The sequence below is a fragment of the Agromyces sp. NPDC058484 genome (assembly GCF_042720415.1).
In the GTDB taxonomy this organism is placed as follows: Bacteria; Actinomycetota; Actinomycetes; order Actinomycetales; family Microbacteriaceae; genus Agromyces.
Window position 1 is genome coordinate 37,384 of sequence record NZ_JBHXMP010000010.1, and the last position, 18,526, is coordinate 55,909.

The following is an 18,526-nucleotide window of genomic DNA, read 5'->3' on the forward strand; positions in this document are numbered from 1 at the left end:
CGCCGCCGAGCAGCCAGCCCGACGGCGCTTCACCCTGCCACTTGACAAAACGACCTACATATCAGCCGAAGATCGCGGTCACGATGTCGTGGGTGTAGCCGTCTGGACCCGCATTCACCCACAGGGTTGCGACCCAGACGTCGTCACGGAGGAAGTGGGACTCACCGGACTGCCCGTCCGGCGTGGGTTCGGTCTCGATCACGCAACGAGTGCCCTCGAGCTCGTCGTAGCAGGAGTATCCGACGGTCTCGAAATGCTCCCGCATGGCCGTCGCCTGCGCGACATCGACGACCGCGACGTTCGTCGTGAGGCCGCGGTCGGAGCCACCCTTCGGATTGCCCCACTTGCAGGTGACCTTCGTCGTCGTCTCGAGCACATGGACGGCGACCTCGTCGCGCGATCCGAAGCGCACGCCGCTGTTCGGTTCGTTCGTCCACGCGGGGTTGAGCACGAGCCCCTCGAAGTCGGGCGTCCAGTCGCGCGTATAGATGCCCTCGCATGATGCGGGGATCACCACGCCCGCCTCGGCGGGCGGCGCCTCGCTCTCGGCGGGCTGCGTGGTCGCGGTGTCCGTCGCACCGTCCGGGATCGTCGCACTCGGTGTGGGCGTGCCCGACGCAGCGGGGTCGGTGCCGCGCACCGAGCCGAGCGCGTTGCCGATCACCACGGCGATGGCGACGAGGAGCAGTGCCGCGGCGACGATGAGCCAGAAGGGCGGGCGACGCACTATGGACGGGAGGGGATCTGGCGTGACCTGCGACAACGCGGTGCCTCTCACTCGGGGAATGTTGATGGATGGTATCGCCCGCGAGTCCGCCCGCTCCATCCGGACCTACCCTGAGATCGCCCGTGGAACGACGAAGGGCCCCGGATCGCTCCGGAGCCCTTCAGGTCTCGATGCGGTGCAAGCGCCTATTCGACCACCGTCAGCTGTAGTTGCCGGGGGTGAAGTCGTCGCTCGAGAACGCGTCGAAGTCGACGAAGCTGAGGTCGCCCTCGGCGAAGGCCGCATCGTCGGCGAAGATGCGGTTCGGGTAGCGTTCCGCCTTCGCCTCCTCGGTGGCATCGACCGTGACGCTCCGGTACTTGTTCAGACCGGTGCCGGCGGGGATCAGCTTTCCGATGATCACGTTCTCCTTGAGGCCGACGAGCGGGTCGGACTTGCCCTCCATGGCGGCCTGCGTGAGCACGCGGGTCGTCTCCTGGAAGGACGCGGCCGACAGCCACGACTCGGTCGCGAGGGAGGCCTTGGTGATGCCCATGACCTCCTGGCGGGCCGAAGCCGTCTTCCTGCCCTCGGTGAGCGTCGCACGGTTGATCTCGTTGTACTTCGAGCGATCGACGAGCTCGCCGGGCAGCAGGTCGGTGTCGCCGTGGTCGACGACGGTGACCTTGCGTAGCATCTGGCGCACGATGACCTCGATGTGCTTGTCGTGGATCGGCACGCCCTGCGAGCGGTACACGTCCTGCACGCCCTCGACGAGGTGCTTCTGCACCTCGCGCACGCCCTTGACCCGGAGGACCTCCTTCGGGTCGACGGTGCCGACGATCAGCTGCTGGCCGAGCTCGACGTGCTGGCCGTCCTCCACGAGCAGCGTCGAACGCTTGAGCACGTTGTACGCGATGGGCTCGTCGCCGTTGTCGGGCGTGAGGATGACCTTGCGCTGACGCTCGGTCTCGTCGATCGTGATGCGGCCGGCGGCCTCGACGATGGGCGACGCACCCTTGGGGGTGCGGGCCTCGAAGAGCTCCTGCACACGGGGAAGACCCTGCGTGATGTCGTCGGCCGAGGCCGAACCACCGGTGTGGAAGGTGCGCATCGTGAGCTGCGTGCCCGGCTCGCCGATCGACTGGGCCGCGATGATGCCGACGGCCTCGCCGATGTCGACCAGCTTGCCGGTCGCGAGCGAACGGCCGTAGCACTTCGCGCAGACGCCGACCGCCGACTCGCAGGTGAGCACCGAACGGACCTTGATGGTCTCGACGCCCGCCGCGATGAGCTTGTCGATGAGCACGTCGCCGACGTCCTCGCCGGCCTCGGCCACGACCTCGCCCTTCGCGTCCACCGCGTCGGCGGCGAGGCTGCGGGCGTAGACCGCGTTCTCGACGTTCGGGTCGCGCACGAGCTTGCCCGCGGCATCCGTCGTCGCGATCGGCAGATCGAGGCCCTTGGTCGTGCCGCAGTCGTCCTCGCGGATGATGACGTCCTGCGAGACGTCGACGAGACGACGCGTCAGATAGCCCGAGTCCGCCGTGCGGAGTGCCGTGTCGGCCAGACCCTTGCGGGCACCGTGCGTGGCGATGAAGTACTCCGCCACCGACAGGCCCTCGCGGTACGAGGAGATGATCGGGCGCGGGATGATCTCGCCCTTCGGGTTGTTCACGAGACCGCGCATGCCGGCGATGTTGCGCACCTGCAGCCAGTTGCCTCGAGCGCCCGACGTCACCATGCGGTTGATGGTGTTGTCGGTCGGGAAGTTCTCCTGCATGGCCCTGGCGACCTCGTCGGTGGCCTTGGTCCAGATCTGGATGAGCTCCTGGCGACGCTCGAGGTCGGTCGTGAGGCCCTTCTCGAACTGCGACTGCACCTTGGCGGCCTGCTTCTCGTAGCGGCCGACGATCTCGCCCTTGGCTGGGGGCGTGATGATGTCGGAGAGCGCGACGGTCACGCCCGAGCGGGTCGCCCAGCGGAAGCCGGCGTCCTTGATGCGGTCGAGGGTGGCGGCGACCTCCGTCTTCGGGTAGCGCTCGGCGAGGTCGTTGACGATCGCCGAGATCTGGCCCTTGCCGGCCTGCTGGTTGAAGAAGGGGTAGTCGGCGGGCAGCGCCTCGTTGAAGAGGGCGCGACCGAGCGTGGTCTCGAGGAGGTACGGCTTGCCCAGCTCGAAGCCCTCGGGCTCCTCGCCCTCGGCGAAGCGGAGCCCCTCGAGGCGGATCCTCACCTTGGCGTTCAGGTCGAGCGCGATCTCACCCGGGCGGTTCTGGTCGAACGCGAGGATCGCCTCGGCGATCGACGAGAACGCACGACCCTCACCCGCGGCGCCGTCCTTCTGCGTCGTCAGGTGGTGCAGACCGATGATCATGTCCTGCGAGGGCAGGGTCACCGGGCGGCCGTCCGACGGCTTCAGGATGTTGTTCGACGCGAGCATCAGGATGCGGGCCTCGGCCTGCGCCTCGACCGACAGCGGCAGGTGCACGGCCATCTGGTCGCCGTCGAAGTCCGCGTTGAACGCGGCACACACGAGCGGGTGGAGCTGGATGGCCTTGCCCTCGACGAGCTGCGGCTCGAACGCCTGGATGCCGAGGCGGTGCAGGGTGGGCGCACGGTTCAGCAGCACGGGGCGCTCGCGGATGATCTCCTCGAGCACGTCCCACACCTGCGGACGCGAACGCTCGACCATGCGCTTGGCCGCCTTGATGTTCTGCGCGTGGCTTAGGTCGATGAGGCGCTTGATGACGAACGGCTTGAACAGCTCCAGCGCCATCTGCTTGGGCAGACCGCACTGGTGCAGCTTCAGCTGCGGGCCGACCACGATGACCGAACGGCCCGAGTAGTCGACGCGCTTGCCGAGCAGGTTCTGGCGGAACCGGCCCTGCTTTCCCTTGAGCATGTCGCTCAGGGACTTCAGGGCGCGGTTGCCCGTGCCCGTGACCGGGCGGCCGCGACGACCGTTGTCGAACAGCGCGTCGACGGCCTCCTGCAGCATCCGCTTCTCGTTGTTCACGATGATCTCGGGAGCACCGAGGTCGAGCAGCCGACGAAGGCGGTTGTTGCGGTTGATCACACGACGGTAGAGGTCGTTGAGGTCGGATGTCGCGAAGCGGCCACCGTCGAGCTGCACCATCGGGCGGAGCTCCGGCGGGATCACCGGTACGACGTCGAGCACCATCGCCGCCGGCGAGTTGCCGGTCTGCAGGAAGGAGCTGACCACGCGCAGGCGCTTGATGGCGCGGATCTTCTTCTGACCCTTGCCCTCGGCGATCTGCAGGCGCAGGTCTTCGGCCTCGGCAGCCAGGTCGAACGCCTCGAGGCGCTTCTTGATGGCCTCGGCGCCCATGTAGGCGTCGAAGTACATGCCGAAGCGGTCCTGGAGCTCATGGAAGACGGAGTCCTCGGGCTTCAGGTCGCCGACCTTGAGGGTGCGGAAGTCCTCCCACACGCGCTCGAGATGCGCGATCTGCTCGTCTGCGGACTTGCGGACGCCGGTCATCTCCTTGTCTGCGGCGGTCTCGGCGCGCTTGCGCTGGTCGCTCTTGGCGCCGTCGGCCTCGAGCTGCTCGAGCTCGGCCTCCTTGCGCGCCATGAGCTCGGCGATGCGCGCGTCACGCTGGTCGCCGATCGTCTTGATCTCGAGGCGGAGCTCGTTCTCGAGACCCGGCATGTCGGCGTGACGACCCTCGTCGTCGACGTCGATCACCATGTACGCCGCGAAGTAGATGACCTTCTCGAGGTCCTTCGGCGCCATGTCGAGCAGGTAGCCGAGCCGCGAGGGCACGCCCTTGAAGTACCAGATGTGCGTGACGGGGGCGGCGAGCTCGATGTGGCCCATCCGCTCACGGCGCACCGAGGACTTCGTGACCTCGACACCGCAGCGCTCGCAGACGATGCCCTTGAAGCGCACGCGCTTGTACTTGCCGCAGGCGCACTCCCAGTCGCGGGAGGGTCCGAAGATCTGCTCGCCGAAGAGGCCGTCCTTCTCGGGCTTGAGCGTGCGGTAGTTGATGGTCTCGGGCTTCTTGACCTCGCCGTAGGACCAGCGACGGATGTCGTCGGCGGTGGCCAGACCGATGCGAAGCTCGTCAAAAGTGGTTGCGTCGAGCAATTTCTCTCCTAGAAAGTCTCTGTCGTCGTTCTGGCCGGGTTCAGATCTCGTCGATGTTCGACGACTCGAAGCGCGCGGAGATGTTGATGCCGAGCTCCTCCGCCGCGCGGAAGGCCTCGTCATCGGTGTCCCGCAGGCTCACGGCCGTGCCGTCGGCCGAGAGCACCTCGACGTTCAGGCACAGCGACTGCATCTCCTTCATGAGCACCTTGAAGGACTCGGGGATGCCGGGCTCCTGGATGTTCTCGCCCTTGACGATCGCCTCGTACACCTTGACGCGGCCGAGGATGTCGTCGGACTTGATCGTGAGGAGCTCCTGCAGCGCGTATGCGGCGCCGTAGGCCTCGAGGGCCCACACCTCCATCTCGCCGAAGCGCTGGCCGCCGAACTGCGCCTTTCCACCGAGCGGCTGCTGGGTGATCATCGAGTACGGGCCGGTCGAGCGAGCGTGGATCTTGTCGTCGACGAGGTGGTGCAGCTTCAGGATGTACATGTAGCCGACCGAGACCGGGTACGGGAAGGGCTCACCCGAGCGGCCGTCGAAGAGCTGCGTCTTGCCGCTCGAGTCGATGAGTCGCTCGCCGTCGCGGTTGGGGAGCGTCGAGTCGAGCAGGCCCGCGATCTCCTCCTCGAGCGCGCCGTCGAACACCGGGGTTGCGACCTTCGTGCCGGGCGCCGCCTCGTGCGCGCCCTTCGGGAGCTTCTTGGCCCAGGCCGGGTTGCCCTCGACCTTCCAGCCCTGCTTGGCGACCCACCCGAGGTGGGTCTCGAGCACCTGGCCGAAGTTCATGCGACCGGGGATGCCGAGCGGGTTCAGGATGACGTCGACCGGAGTGCCGTCGGCAAGGAACGGCATGTCCTCCACCGGCAGGATCTTCGAGATGACGCCCTTGTTGCCGTGGCGGCCGGCGAGCTTGTCACCCTCGGTGATCTTGCGCTTCTGGGCGATGTAGACGACCACGCGCTGGTTGACGCCCGAGCCGAGCTCGTCGTCGCCGTCTTGCGCGTCGAACACCTTGACGCCGATGATCGTGCCCTGCTCACCGTGGGGCACCTTCAGCGACGTGTCGCGCACCTCGCGGCTCTTCTCGTTGAAGATCGCGCGGAGCAGACGCTCTTCGGCCGAGAGCTCGGTCTCACCCTTCGGGGTGACCTTGCCGACGAGGATGTCGCCGGGGCGAACCTCTGCCCCGATGCGGATGATGCCGCGCTCGTCGAGGTCGGCCAGCAGGTCGGGGCTCACGTTGGGGAGATCACGCGTGATCTCCTCCTTGCCGAGCTTGGTGTCGCGCGCGTCGACCTCGTACTCCTCGATGTGGATCGAGCTGAGCACGTCGTCCTTCACGAGGTTCTGGCTGAGGATGATCGCGTCCTCGAAGTTGTGGCCCTCCCACGGCATGAACGCGACGAGCAGGTTCTTGCCGAGTGCGAGTTCGCCGTTGTCGGTCGCGGGACCGTCTGCGACGACCTCGCCGGTCTCGATGCGGTCGCCCGCACTGACCACGACGCGGTTGTTGTACGACGTGCCCTGGTTCGAGCGGTCGAACTTGCGCAGGTAGTAGGTCTGCGTGCCGCCCTCGTCGAGCTGCACGGTGACCGAGTCGGCCGAGACCTCGGCGACGACGCCCGCCTTGTCGGCGGTGATCACGTCACCCGCGTCGATGGCGGCGTAGCCCTCCATGCCGGTGCCGACGAACGGCGAGTCGCTGCGGAGCAGCGGGACCGCCTGGCGCTGCATGTTCGCACCCATGAGGGCGCGGTTCGCGTCGTCGTGCTCGAGGAACGGGATGAGGGATGTCGCGACCGACACCATCTGGCGCGGCGAGACGTCCATGTAGCCGATCTCGTCGGCGGGGAACAGGTCGACCTCGCCGCCCTTCTTGCGGGCGAGGACGCGGTCTTCGACGAAGTGGCCGTCGGCCTTCAGCGGCGCGTTGGCCTGGGCGACGATGTAGTCGTCCTCCTCCATCGCGGTGAGGTAGTCGATCTGGTCGGTGACCTTGCCCTTCACGACCTTGCGGTACGGCGTCTCGATGAAGCCGAACGAGTTGATGCGGGCGAACGACGCGAGCGAGCCGATGAGGCCGATGTTCGGGCCTTCCGGCGTCTCGATCGGGCACATGCGGCCGTAGTGCGAGGGGTGCACGTCTCGCACCTCGACGCCGGCGCGGTCGCGCGAGAGGCCGCCGGGGCCGAGCGCCGAGAGGCGGCGCTTGTGGGTCAGGCCCGCGAGCGGGTTGTTCTGGTCCATGAACTGCGACAGCTGCGAGGTGCCGAAGAACTCCTTGATCGCCGCGACGACGGGTCGCACGTTGATCAGGGTCTGCGGCGTGATCGCCTCGATGTCCTGCGTGGTCATGCGCTCGCGCACGACGCGCTCCATGCGGCTGAGGCCGGTGCGCACCTGGTTCTGGATGAGCTCGCCGACCGCGCGGATGCGACGGTTGCCGAAGTTGTCGATGTCGTCGACATCGAGGCGGATGTCGACCGCCTTGCCGCCGCGACGGCCCGGAAGCGTGTCGCGCTCGTCGTGCAGGGCGACGAGGTACTTGATCGTGGCGACGATGTCCTGCACGGTCAGCACCGAGTCGGTGAGCGGCGCCTCGAGGCCGAGCTTGTTGTTGATCTTGTACCGGCCGACCTTGGCGAGGTCGTAGCGCTTCGGGTTGAAGTAGAAGTTGTCGAGGAGCGCACGAGCGGCCTCGGCGGCGACCTGCTCGCCCGGACGGAGCTTCCGGTAGATGTCCTTCAGCGCCTCTTCCTTGGTGAGGATGTTGTCCTTCTCGAGGGTGAGCGCGATCGACTCGTAGCCGGCGAACTCCTCCAGGATCTCTTCGCTCGTGAGGCCGAGGGCCTTCAGGAACACGGTGACCGACTGCTTGCGCTTGCGGTCGATGCGCACGCCGACCTGGTCGCGCTTGTCGATCTCGAACTCGAGCCATGCCCCACGGCTCGGGATGACGCGGGCCGAGTAGATGTCCTTGTCGCTGGTCTTCTCGGGGGTGCGCTCGAAGTAGACGCCCGGCGAACGCACGAGCTGCGACACGACGACGCGCTCGGTGCCGTTGATGACGAACGTGCCCTTGGGGGTCATCAGGGGGAAGTCGCCCATGAACACCGTCTGCGTCTTGATCTCACCGGTGAGGTGGTTCATGAACTCGGCGTTCACGTAGAGCGGGGCGGAGAAGGTCTTGCTCTTCTCCTTGCACTCGTCGATCGTGTACTTCGGCGGCTCGAGCTCGGGGTTCGTGAACGAGAGTTGCATGGTCTCGCCGAGGTCCTCGATCGGGGAGATCTCCTCGAAGATCTCTTCAAGGCCAGTGGTCTCGTGCAGGTCCTTCCGACCCGCTTCGGCCGCCGCCTCGACGCGCGCCTTCCACGCATCGTTGCCGACGAGCCAGTCGAAGCTCTCGGTCTGAAGGGCGAGCAGGTCGGGTACGGTGAGGGTGTCCGTGACCTTTGCGAACGAGAGGCGGCTTGCACCGCGTCCGTTCTTGGGGGTGGGCGTGGTCGCGTTGCGCGCAGCAGCCAAGTGAATTAACCTCCATCGGCCCCGTCGGGCCGGTTCACTGTCGGTAGCGGAGAGTGGTGATACCCCTCAGACGTATGCGGATGCTCGAGGTCATGAACCCCGGCACGCGAAGCCGACCGCAATATGAAGGCATGGTGGGTCTGGGAGCGCAAAGATCAACTATATGCCATCCGGCCCGCCATGTCCAGCTTGATTCTTGACCTCTTCGCGAATGTCGGGTATAACCTCGCTTCGCTGCGGCCGCGCTGCGTGCTCGAAGGGTGTGTTCCGGCCATGATCTGCGCCGACATCCAGCGTTCGTGGCCGAAAGGCACCCCGAGAGGCGGACGCGTGGCACGATGCAGGCATGGCGCGTCCCCGCATCGAGTTCGAGGCCGACGTGTTCTCGCCGTCGGGCCTGACGCTGCTCGTCGACGGCGCCGCGCAGTCGCATGTCGACCCCGCCGATCCGACCCGGCTCTTCTTCGAGTACGTCCGGCGCATCGGCCACGTGATCGACGCGATGCGGCCGGCGGGCGAGCCGGTCGCGGCGGTGCATCTCGGCGGCGGCGCGTTCACCCTCGCCCGGTACATCGCCGCCACCCGGCCCGGATCCCGGCAGGTCGTCGTCGACCACGATGCCGAGCTCGTCGGGGCGGTGCTCTCGCGGCTGCCGCTGGCCGCGGCATCCGGAATCGAGGTGCTGGTCGCCGACGCCCGTGACGTGCTCGCACCACTTGCAACGCGACCGCCCGTCGACGTCGTCATCGTCGACCTCTACGCGCGCCTCGAGGCTCCGGCCTTCGTCGACGAGGTGTCGTTCATGAGCGGATGCCTCGGGCTCCTCGCTCCCCGCGGACTCGTCGTGGTGAACGTGGCCGACGCGCCCGGACTCACGCGGTTGCGGGCGCAGGCACGCGCCCTCGCCCGCGCCGACCCGTCCGCCGAGCTGCTCGTCGCCAGCGACCCCTCGGTGCTCTCGGGCGCGGAGGAGGGCAACGCGATCCTCGTCGCCGCGCCCGGTGGCCTGCCGGTCGGGCTTGCCGATAAGCTCGCCGAAGCGGGTCCGTTCCCGGCTGCCGTGCTCACCGGGCACCGACTCGACGCGGCGCTGCGGGGCGCGTGCTGAGGAGCCTCGACCCCGCACGCCGGGGCACCCGTGCCGGCGCGCCTGACACGGCGGGCACGGGCCGTGGCCGTCACCGAGAGTGCACTCGCCGCCCGAAGGAGGGCGAGACGTGCACCCTCGGCACGGCACGGGTGGATGGCGCGTGACCGCCCAGGGCGCGGGTAGCGTGGCATCCGTGTCAGACCTCGAACGCCGACTCGCCGTGAGCGGCCACCTCGCGCGCCTCGAGGAGTCGCGACAGGCTCCGGGCTCGTGGACCCTCTACGTCGACGGCACGCCGCAGTCGCACGTCGAACTCGACCGCCCCGACTGGCTCGGCTTCGAGTACGTCCGGCGCATCGGCCACGCGATCGATCTCGTGCGGCCCGCGGGCGAGCCGATCACCGCGGTGCACCTCGGCGGCGGCGCGCTGACCCTGCCCCGCTACGTCGCGGCGACCCGCCCGGGATCACGCCAGCAGGTGGTCGAGCTCGAGTCCGAACTCGTCGATCTCGTGCGCGAGCACCTCCCGCTGCCGCGCGGCACGCAGGTGCGGGTGCGTCATGGCGACGCGCGCGAGGTGCTGCAGAAGCTGCCGCACGGCCTGGACGGCGCGGTCGACGTCGCCGTCGTCGACATCTTCTCGGGGGCGCGCACACCCGCGCACGTGACGAGCGTGGAGTTCTACGAGCTCGTGTCGCCGCGGCTCGCACCCGGCGGCATCGCCGCGGTGAACGTCGCCGACGGCGCGGGGCTCGCGTTCGCCCGATCGCAGGTGGCGACGCTCTCGCACGTCTTCGAGCACGTCGCCATCGCCGCCGACACGTCGATGCTGAAGGGCCGGCGTTTCGGCAACGTCGTCATGTACGCCTCGCACGACGAACCGCCGTTCGCCGGGATGCCGCGGCGCCTCGCGAGCGATCCCGCACCGGCGAAGCTCGTCGACGGCGACGAGCTTCGCCGCTTCGTCGCGGGTGCCCCGGTGGTGACGGATGCCACGGCGGTGCCCTCCCCGCCGCCAGCGCGCTCGGTCTTCCTCACGAAGCACTGAGCGATCGACGGCTGATCGATCTCGGCGAACCACGGCGGAGACGGTGGCGAGCCCGCCTGCGTGGCGACGTCGCACAACGGGTCCCGGGCCGCTGAGGCGAGTTCGCCGGCCGACGCTTCAGGTGCGCCGGAACCCCTGATCGCGCTGCATCTCGATCCCGACGTGTGGAGCTTCGGCTTCGACAACGCCAAGAAGCGGGCCGGGCTGTGCAACTACACCGCGAGGCGCATCTCGGTGTCGTGGGTCGCTGCCCCGCGGCGCACGAGCACTTCCGCCACCGCGAACCTCGGCGCCTCCTGAGCTGCGGCCTCTGCCGCCGCGGCTTCGACCGGGCGAACGTCATCGTCTGGCGTCGTCGCGAGATCACGCCTGCGGTACGGCGGCGGGCCGCGACGGGCCGCATCAGGCCTGGCGGCATCCTGGCAGCGTCATCGGTGCGTCGGCGCGGCGCCGCTCGATCCCCGCACGACCAGTTCCGTCGGCAGGAGGCCGAGCGGCGGCACGTGCGAGTCGTCGCTCGCCGTCGTGGTCACGCCGTCGAGGGCCAGCTTCACGGCCCATCGTCCGGCCGTCACGAGGTCGGTGCGCACCGTCGTGAGCGCCGGCACGATCAGCTCGCTTCCGAAGATGTCGTCGAAGCCGATGACGCTGAGGCGGTCGGGCACCACGATCCCCTGTGTCGCGGCCTCCTGCATGAGGCCGATTGCGATGAGGTCGTTGAACGCGATGACGGCGGTCGTGCGCGAGGCGATCACGCGGCGCAGCACTTCGCGCCCGCCCGCGATCGTCGGCGCATTCGGACCGATCTCGACGATGGCGACGTCGCGCCGCTCAGCGGCGGCGAGGATGGCCGACCAGCGCCGAGCGCTGATCCACGACGTCGAGGGGCCGGCGAGGTAGGCGACCGACCGATGCCCGAGCGAGGCGAGATGGTCGAGGATCTCCTCCACTCCGGTCTCGACATCCGGCAGCACGCTCTCGACTCCGTCGAGGGCTCGGTTGATGAGCACCACGGGCTTGCGCTGGGCGACCTCGTCGATGCTGTCCGCCGCCATGCGGGTGGTGGCGAGCACGAGGCCGTCGACGCTGGGCAGCAGCCGTTCGACCGCCTCGGCCTCGTTCAGGCTCGATTCCTGCGACTCGGCGATCACGAGCGTGTAGCCGGCGGCGGCCGCTTCGGCCTCGGCACCTCGGACGATGTCGAACACGACGGGGTTGGTGATGTCGGCGACGACCAGTCCCAGCATGCGGGTCCGGCCGGTCTGCAGTGCCCGCGCCATGGGGTTCGCACGGAACTCGAGTCGCGCCGCAGCCTTGTGCACCTTCTCCGCGGTGGCGGCGCTGATACGGCCGGGCTTGCCGAGCGCCCGGGACACGGTGGACGGGTTCACCCCCGCCAGTTCGGCGATGTCGTAGATCGTCGCTGCACCGCCGCGTTCGCGGATCCGCGCGAGGATCTCGTCGGCCTTGTCGAACGCCGGACCGGTCATCGTGTCCGAAAGCATCTGTTGCGCCCCTTCATGCGATCCGCTCCGCCGCCTCGCGTGCGAGTTCGGCCACCGATTCGGCGACATCGAGCGCGAACCCGGCCTCATCGTCACCGAGAGCTTCGAGCGTATCCAACTGCGACTGCAGCAGGCTCATCGGCATGAAATGACCGTTGCGGTCGCCGGCACGGAGACCGAGCATCGCGGCGGATCCCGTCAGATGCACGAAGACCGTGTCGGGTGCCGACTGGCGGAGCCGGTCGCGATAGGCGCGCTTCAGGGCGGAGCAGGCGACGACGGTTCCCCTTCCGCCGGTGGTCGATGCCAGCCGCTCGGCGACGACCTCCAGCCACGGCGCCCGGTCGGCGTCGTCCAGCGGGATGCCCGCCGTCATCTTCTCGACGTTCGCCCGCGGATGCAGATCGTCCGCATCGACGAACGACGCATTCAGCCGCTCTGCCAGCGCCCTGCCCACCGACGACTTGCCCGACGCCGAGACGCCCATCACCACGACCCGTGGTGCCGGGCTCACGTTCTTGTCGTCAGGCACGGTCTCACCAGTCGTGGACGGTGCCGTCGGCGAGTCGGTTGTACGGCAGGTACGCCTTCTCGTACGGGTACTTGCCGGCTTCGTCCTGGTTCAGCTCGACGCCGAGGCCGGGGTTGTCGCCGGGGTGGAGCATGCCGTCCTGCCAGGTGAACGACTGCTGGAAGACCTGGTCGGTCTTCTGCCCGTGCTTCATGTACTCCTGGATGCCGAAGTTGTGGATCGCCAGGCCCAGGTGCATCGCCGCGGCCATGCCCACCGGCGAGATGTCGGTCGGGCCGTGCATACCCGACTTGATCTGGTACTGCGACGCGTAATCGAGCACCTTCTTCAGGTGCGTGATGCCACCGGTGTGCGTCACCGCGCTACGCACGTAGTCGATCAGCTGCTCGCGGATGACCTGTTGGTAATCCCACACCGTGTTGAAGATCTCGCCGAGCGCGAGCGGCGTGGTGGTGTGCTGGCGCACCAGCCGCAGCGCCTCCTGGTTCTCGGCGGGCGTGCAGTCCTCCAGCCAGAACAGGTCGTACGGCTCGAGCGACTTGCCCAGCTGGGCGGCCTGGATCGGCGTCATCCGGTGGTGGCCGTCGTGCAGCAGCGGAAGCTCGGGACCGAACTCGTTCCGAACGGCCTCGAACACCGTGGGCACGTGCCGCAGATAGCTGCGGGTGTCCCAGTCCTCCTCGTTCGGCAGCGCCCCCCGCTGCGCGGGCTCGTGGTCGTACCGCACGCCCGTGTTCGCCTCGTACGTCGCGTTCGACGCGATACCGTAGATCGACTTCAGCCCCGGAACCCCGGTCTGGATCCGGATCGCCTTGTACCCCTGTTCCTGATGCTCGCGCACACTGTCGAACAGCTCGTCGAGATCCTTGCCCGATGCGTGCCCGTACGCCAGCAGCCCGGTCCGCGATGCACCGCCCAGCAGCTGGTACACCGGCAGGCCGGCCGCCTTGCCCTTCAGATCCCACAGCGCCATGTCGACCGCGGCGATCGCCGCCATCGTCACCGGCCCGCGCCGCCAGTACGCGCTGCGGTACAGGAACTGCCACGTGTCCTCGATCCGATGCGCGTCGCGCCCGATCAGCAGCGGCACCACATGCTCGGTCAGGTAGGCGACCACGGCCAGCTCCCGACCATTCAAAGTGGCATCGCCCAGGCCGGTGAGACCGTCATCGGTCGTGAGCTTCAACGTGACGAAGTTGCGGTCGGGACTCGTAACGATGACGTCGGCTTTGTCGATGATCATGATGCTCCAGGTGATCGTGCTGTGCGGATGCTACTTCTCGAGCTTGGTCCAACGGGCGCGCAGCGCGTGCGCAGCGGCCTTGGGCTTGCGGTCCCTCGTGAACACGCCCTTCTTGTTTCCGTCGACGCGAATGATTCCCGCCGCGGTCTGGAAGTCGGCGAAGTTCCACACCTGCTCGCCGACGAACGACTCGATCCGGTCGAACACGCGGTGGTTCATGTCCAGGTACGCGACCTGGTACTCCTCCGTCCAGGGCTGATCGAGAACGGAGTGCAGGCCGGCGACGGTGTCGGCGCCGTACTCGGTCATGATGATCGGCTTGCCGTACATGGCCTCCCAGCCTCGAAGTTCGGCCTCCAGGTGGGCTTCGGCGGCCTCGAGGTCGCCGGTGTCGATGTACCAGCCGTAGTAGCGGTTCAGGCACAGCACGTCGAAGAGATCCGCGATCTTGTCCTTGCCGACCGTAGCCAGCATGACATTGACGAAGGTGACCGGGCGTGTGGGGTCGAGTTCGCGTGTGAGAGCGGCCAACGGCTCGAAGTATTCGCGGGCCTCGTCGACGCTCGAGTCGGGCTCGTTGGCGATCGACCACATCACGACGCTGGGGTGATTCTTGTCGCGGGCGACAAGTTCGCGGATGGCCTGAGCGTGCGCCTCGCCCGTCTTCTCGTTGACCGAGTCGGGGCCGAATGTCGGCACGACGGGCCCCCCGAGGAATCCGCCGACGATCGAGTAGTTGAGTCCGACGGCCGCGGTTTCGTCGATGACCACGATGCCCTGGCGGTCGGCGTACTCGAGCACCTCTTCCGCATAGGGGTAGTGCGAGGTGCGGAACGAGTTCGCCCCCATCCACTTCATCAGCTCGATGTCGTGCACGAGATAGGCGTCGTCATGGCCCTTGCCCCGCACGGCGGTGTCCTCGTGCTTGCCGAAGCCGGTGAAGTAGAAGGGCTCGCCGTTGATGAGGAATTGGTTGCCCCGGACCTGCACGGTGCGCACGCCGATCGCCAGCGGGTAGCTGTCGACCACCTCAGCGCCCTCGAGCACCTCGGCGACCAGCTCGTAGAGGTACGCTGCGCCGGGTTGCCAGAGCCTCACGTCGTCGATGCGAACGACGCCGGTCGCACCCTCGGCGGTGACTACCTCGACGCCCTCGGCATCCAGGATCCGCACCCGCACGTCTGCATCGGTCGTGGTGACGATGTCATAGCGAACCAGACCGGTCGAGCCCTCGACGTCGGTCACGACGGTGATGTCGTCGACCCGGGTGGCCGGCGCGCTGTAGAGCCAGACGGATCGGGCGAGGCCCGCGTAGTTGTAAAAGTCGTGCAGGTAGGTCTGCTTCCTGCGGCCCTTCTCGTCGACCTTCACGCTGCCCGGTGGGATCGTCTCGTTCGTCAGCACGTTGTTCACCCCGACGGTGAGGCGGAATTCCTCGCCCGGACGCACGAGGTCGGTGATGTCGGCCTCGAACGGCGTGTAGCCGCCGACGTGCTCCGCGACGAGCTGATCGTCGACGTACACGCGTCCCTCGTGGGTCGCCGCGTCCAGCCGCACGAACACCCGCTCCCCGGCCCATCCGCGCGGCACACGCACAGGGCGCTGGTACCACACCCACCCGACGTGGTCGTGGATCGCGGCATCCGTGAAGAGGTCGTTGTAGCTCGCCGGCACCGGCGCCTCGAGCGTCGTGTCGAGGATCGCCGTCCATGGCGTCTTCCCGACGTTCGAGTCGAGCGCGAAACGCCATAGGCCGTCGAGGCGGACGAGTTCGCGCGTGGCGGTGGAGCGGGGCTTCAGCATTGAATTCTCTCCTCAGGGCGATGATGCGGCGAGCGTCGGAAGGTTCGCTCGAGGTTTCATCCAACCATGCGCAGGCCTTCTTGGCAAGCGATTGCCATTTCTGTTCACGACGATATTCATGACAACTCGCTCACGACCGCGCGTACCGCATCGAGGAACATCACGTCGTCGGCGAGCTGCGGGTCGAGCACGGTGACGAGACCATGCACGGGATCCTCCGCCGCAGCGGCGCGGAGGACGGTGTCGCGCTGCGCATCGGGCAGGTCACGACCAGCGAGGATCAGCGCGATCCAGGCTCCGATGGCGACAGCGGATGCCTCTGCGCCGCGACCTGCGTCGCGCTCGGCCCGAGCCACCGGCACGATCCGCACCCGCAGCTTCGCCACGCCTTCCATCCCGATCTGCTCGAGTCGGTGCTCGATGCGCGCATTCTCGTACCGCTCCAGCAGGGCTCTCTGATACGAATCGAGATCCAGGAGTTCGCGCGGAAGGTGGCGTGCGGCTTCGCCCCACAGCGCGAGCACCTCGCTGCGCGTGACCTCATCGGCGATGGCCTCGGCAACCGTGGCATGGCCCCGCACGAGACCCGTGTACGCCATCAGGCTGTGCGAGCCGTTGAGCAGCCACAGCTTGCGACGCTCGAACGGCTCGATGTCGTCGACGAAGCGCGCTCCGGCCCGCTCCCATTCGGGCCGTCCCGCCGGGAACTTCCCGCTGAGGATCCAGTCGTGGAACGGCTCCGTGACCACGGGCGAGGCGTCGATCCACCCGGTCCGGTCCGTCACCGCGGCCATGTCTGCGTCGGTGGTGCGCGGCGTGATCCGGTCGACCGAGGTCGAGACGAACGAGACGTTCTCCTCGATCCACGCCGCGTCATCGGCGCTCGCGGCGCGGGCGAGCTCGACGACGCCGCGGCGCACGAACGGACCGTTGTCGGGCATGTTGTCGCACGGCACGACGGCGATCGCGCCCGATCCTGCGCGTCGCCTCGCGGCGAGCCCGAGCACCAGGCGGCCGAGGGCCGTCGTCGGGGCGCTGCCGAGGTCGACGTTCGTCGGTTCCGGGCGTGCCAGGGCCTTCCGGAGCATCTGAACGTCTGCGGCGAGAGCACTGTCGTCGGGATCGGGTGTTCCGTCTGCCAGCAGTCGGTATCCCGGCTCGGTGACGGTGAGCGTCACGATCGCCGTGTCGGGCGCCGTCACCAGCTCGACGAACCGGTCGACCCGGGCGCCGTCGTCGACCTCGACGACGCTGGTCACGATGTGGATGTCGTCACCGTCGGCGGACCGCTCGATGACGCTGTAGAGACCGTCTTGCGGGGCCAGCTGCCGGGCGACGGTGGCGCTGCGGCCGGTGAACGCCGCCACGCCCCACTCGCCGCGCTCGTCGACCTGCGCGGTGTACCAGGCCTGGTGTGCTCGCGCGAACGCGCCGAGGCCGACGTGCACGATGCGCACGGGCGCGGAAGACGCAGCGGCACCCGTGCCGGCGAGCGCCGCCCGCGACAGCCGGGTCGTGCGGAATTCCTGAGTCGTTCTCATAGCTTGAACGCCTTCCGCGGAATGGCGTCGACGAGGTCGACGACGATGCGTTCGGCCTGGGCATGCGTCAGCCGCCCCTCGCGGGTCAGCCGCGCGAGGAACCCGGCGTCGAGTCGGCGCGCCATGTCGTGCCGAGCGGGTATGGAGAGGAAGGCTCGCGTGTCGTCGATGAACCCGGACCCGCGGTAGAAACCGGCGGTCTCGGTGACCGCCGAGCGGAAGCGGTGCACGGCATCCGGAGCATCCAGGAACCACCAGGGTGCGCCGATGAAGACACTGGGGTAGAAGCCGGCCAGCGGCGCAACCTCCCTCGAGAACACCGTCTCGTCGATGCCGAACAGGATGAGCTGGAAGTCCTTCTCCAGGCCGAACGCTTCCAGCAGCGGACGGAGGTTGTTCGTGTACTCCGTCGCAATCGGGATGTCGTGCCCCGTGTCGGGCCCGAAACGATCGAACGTCGAGGTGGAGTGATTGCGCTGCACCCCCGGATGGATCGTCATCACCAGGCCGTCGTCCACGCTCATCCGCGCCATCTGGAACAGCATGTGCGCGGTGAACGCGCGCGATTGATCAGCGTCGAGCGTGCCCGCGACCGCCCCGCGGTACAGCGCCGCCGCATCGGATGCGTCGAGGGCGAGCGTGAGGGGTTCACGCACGCCGTGATCGGCCGACACCGCACCGTGCCGGATGAAGTGCGCCCGGCGCTCCCGCAGCGCGGCGAGGTAGCCTGCGAAGTCGTCCATAGCCGCCCCGGCGGATGCGGTGAGACGCTCGACGCTGCCGGGGAAGGCCGGCGAGGTCGGATCCAGGTAGGCATCGGGACGGAAGGTCGGCAGCACACGTGCGGTGAACGTCGGGTCCGCAGCCAGCGCGGCGTGCACCTCGAGGTCGTCCATGGGATCGTCCGTCGTCGCGAGCACCTCGATTCCGAACCGGTCGAACAGCGCCCGGGGGCGGAAGTCGTCATCGTCCAGCCGGCCCGCGATCAGGTCGTAGATGACGTCGGCGGACTCCGCGGACGGCTCGGTCGAGATGCCGAACAGGGTGACGAGTTCGTGAGCCAGCCAGTACCCGGAAGCCGTTCCGAGATAGAGGTGCCAGTTCTCGCAGAACAACCGCCAGGCCGTGCGCGGGTCTGCGCCCTGCGCCGTTCCCACGCCGAGCCGCCCGAGGTCGACGCCCGCCGCATGCAGGAGCCGCGTCACGTAGTGGTCGTAGGTGATGAAGAGGCTCGCCGGGTCGCTGAACGGTGCATCATCCCACAGCAGTGACGGCGCGACGTGCCCGTGCGGCGAGAGGATCGGCAGGTGCTCCACGCTTTCGTAGAGATCCCGAGCGATCGCCCTCGTCTCTGGATCGACGGGAAGCAGCCGGTCTGGGTCGAGCTGAAGATGCATCAAGTCTCCTGA

General features: G+C 68.1%; 12 protein-coding genes. 3 read left to right on the forward strand and 9 right to left on the reverse strand.

All coding sequences use genetic code 11. The features are described 5' to 3' along the window. Window positions 1-61: 61 nt before the first annotated feature. The 3 genes from ACFWN7_RS09875 to rpoB form a co-directional block, all read right to left on the reverse strand. Window positions 62-727 carry a hypothetical protein gene (locus ACFWN7_RS09875; protein WP_376938632.1) on the reverse strand — a complete coding sequence of 222 codons (666 nt, stop codon included), beginning with the start codon at window positions 725-727 and terminating at the stop codon, window positions 62-64. Window positions 728-926: 199 nt separating this feature from the next. Then, window positions 927-4,823, reverse strand: coding sequence for a DNA-directed RNA polymerase subunit beta' (rpoC, locus tag ACFWN7_RS09880; protein ID WP_376938633.1), 3,897 nt, complete (start codon window positions 4,821-4,823; stop codon window positions 927-929). 40 nt (window positions 4,824-4,863) lie between these two features. After that, on the reverse strand, window positions 4,864-8,355 hold the full coding sequence (gene rpoB, locus ACFWN7_RS09885) for a DNA-directed RNA polymerase subunit beta (RefSeq protein ID WP_376938634.1): 3,492 nt from the start codon (window positions 8,353-8,355) through the stop codon (window positions 4,864-4,866). Between the two features lie 346 nt (window positions 8,356-8,701). On the opposite strand from rpoB, the gene ACFWN7_RS09890 reads away from it, so the two are divergent. The 3 genes from ACFWN7_RS09890 to ACFWN7_RS09900 all read left to right on the forward strand — a co-directional run bounded on the left by ACFWN7_RS09890 (window position 8,702) and on the right by ACFWN7_RS09900 (window position 10,793). Further along, a complete protein-coding gene (locus ACFWN7_RS09890) occupies window positions 8,702-9,463 on the forward strand; it encodes a spermidine synthase (RefSeq protein ID WP_376938635.1) in 762 nt (253 codons plus the stop codon). 175 nt (window positions 9,464-9,638) lie between these two features. After that, window positions 9,639-10,493 (forward strand): spermidine synthase, encoded by an 855-nt coding sequence (locus tag ACFWN7_RS09895; RefSeq protein WP_376938636.1) that lies wholly within the window; start codon window positions 9,639-9,641, stop codon window positions 10,491-10,493. 60 nt (window positions 10,494-10,553) lie between these two features. Then, window positions 10,554-10,793, forward strand: a complete 240-nt coding sequence (locus ACFWN7_RS09900) for a hypothetical protein (RefSeq protein WP_376938637.1) — start codon at window positions 10,554-10,556, stop codon at window positions 10,791-10,793. Window positions 10,794-10,921: 128 nt separating this feature from the next. On the opposite strand, the gene ACFWN7_RS09905 is transcribed toward ACFWN7_RS09900, so the two are convergent. The 6 genes from ACFWN7_RS09905 to uxaC all read right to left on the reverse strand — a co-directional run bounded on the left by ACFWN7_RS09905 (window position 10,922) and on the right by uxaC (window position 18,514). Further along, entirely contained in the window at window positions 10,922-11,998 is a 1,077-nt protein-coding gene (locus ACFWN7_RS09905; protein WP_376938638.1) for a LacI family DNA-binding transcriptional regulator, read from the reverse strand. 13 nt (window positions 11,999-12,011) lie between these two features. Continuing rightward, window positions 12,012-12,530: a gluconokinase gene (locus ACFWN7_RS09910; RefSeq protein WP_376938639.1), complete on the reverse strand. Its 519-nt coding sequence runs from the start codon at window positions 12,528-12,530 to the stop codon at window positions 12,012-12,014. 4 nt (window positions 12,531-12,534) lie between these two features. Next, on the reverse strand, window positions 12,535-13,773 hold the full coding sequence (manD, locus tag ACFWN7_RS09915; protein ID WP_376938640.1) for a D-mannonate dehydratase ManD: 1,239 nt from the start codon (window positions 13,771-13,773) through the stop codon (window positions 12,535-12,537). A gap of 30 nt (window positions 13,774-13,803) precedes the next feature. Continuing rightward, window positions 13,804-15,576, reverse strand: coding sequence for a beta-glucuronidase (gene uidA, locus ACFWN7_RS09920; protein WP_376938641.1), 1,773 nt, complete (start codon window positions 15,574-15,576; stop codon window positions 13,804-13,806). 116 nt (window positions 15,577-15,692) lie between these two features. Next, window positions 15,693-17,117 (reverse strand): mannitol dehydrogenase family protein, encoded by a 1,425-nt coding sequence (locus ACFWN7_RS09925; protein WP_376938642.1) that lies wholly within the window; start codon window positions 17,115-17,117, stop codon window positions 15,693-15,695. Then, a complete protein-coding gene (gene uxaC, locus ACFWN7_RS09930) occupies window positions 17,114-18,514 on the reverse strand; it encodes a glucuronate isomerase (RefSeq protein ID WP_376938643.1) in 1,401 nt (466 codons plus the stop codon). The genes ACFWN7_RS09925 and uxaC overlap by 4 nt, the downstream gene beginning before the upstream one ends. Window positions 18,515-18,526: the final 12 nt, after the last annotated feature.

Bases quoted from the DNA above. Each gene is read 5' to 3' on its own strand.
- ACFWN7_RS09890 (WP_376938635.1), top strand. From the start codon at position 8,702: ATGGCGCGTCCCCGCATCGAGTTCGAGGCCGACGTGTTCTCGCCGTCG.
- ACFWN7_RS09925 (WP_376938642.1), bottom strand. From the start codon at position 17,117: ATGAGAACGACTCAGGAATTCCGCACGACCCGGCTGTCGCGGGCGGCG.
- manD (WP_376938640.1), bottom strand. From the start codon at position 13,773: ATGATCATCGACAAAGCCGACGTCATCGTTACGAGTCCCGACCGCAAC.
- uxaC (WP_376938643.1), bottom strand. From the start codon at position 18,514: ATGCATCTTCAGCTCGACCCAGACCGGCTGCTTCCCGTCGATCCAGAG.
- uidA (WP_376938641.1), bottom strand. From the start codon at position 15,576: ATGCTGAAGCCCCGCTCCACCGCCACGCGCGAACTCGTCCGCCTCGAC.
- ACFWN7_RS09905 (WP_376938638.1), bottom strand. From the start codon at position 11,998: ATGCTTTCGGACACGATGACCGGTCCGGCGTTCGACAAGGCCGACGAG.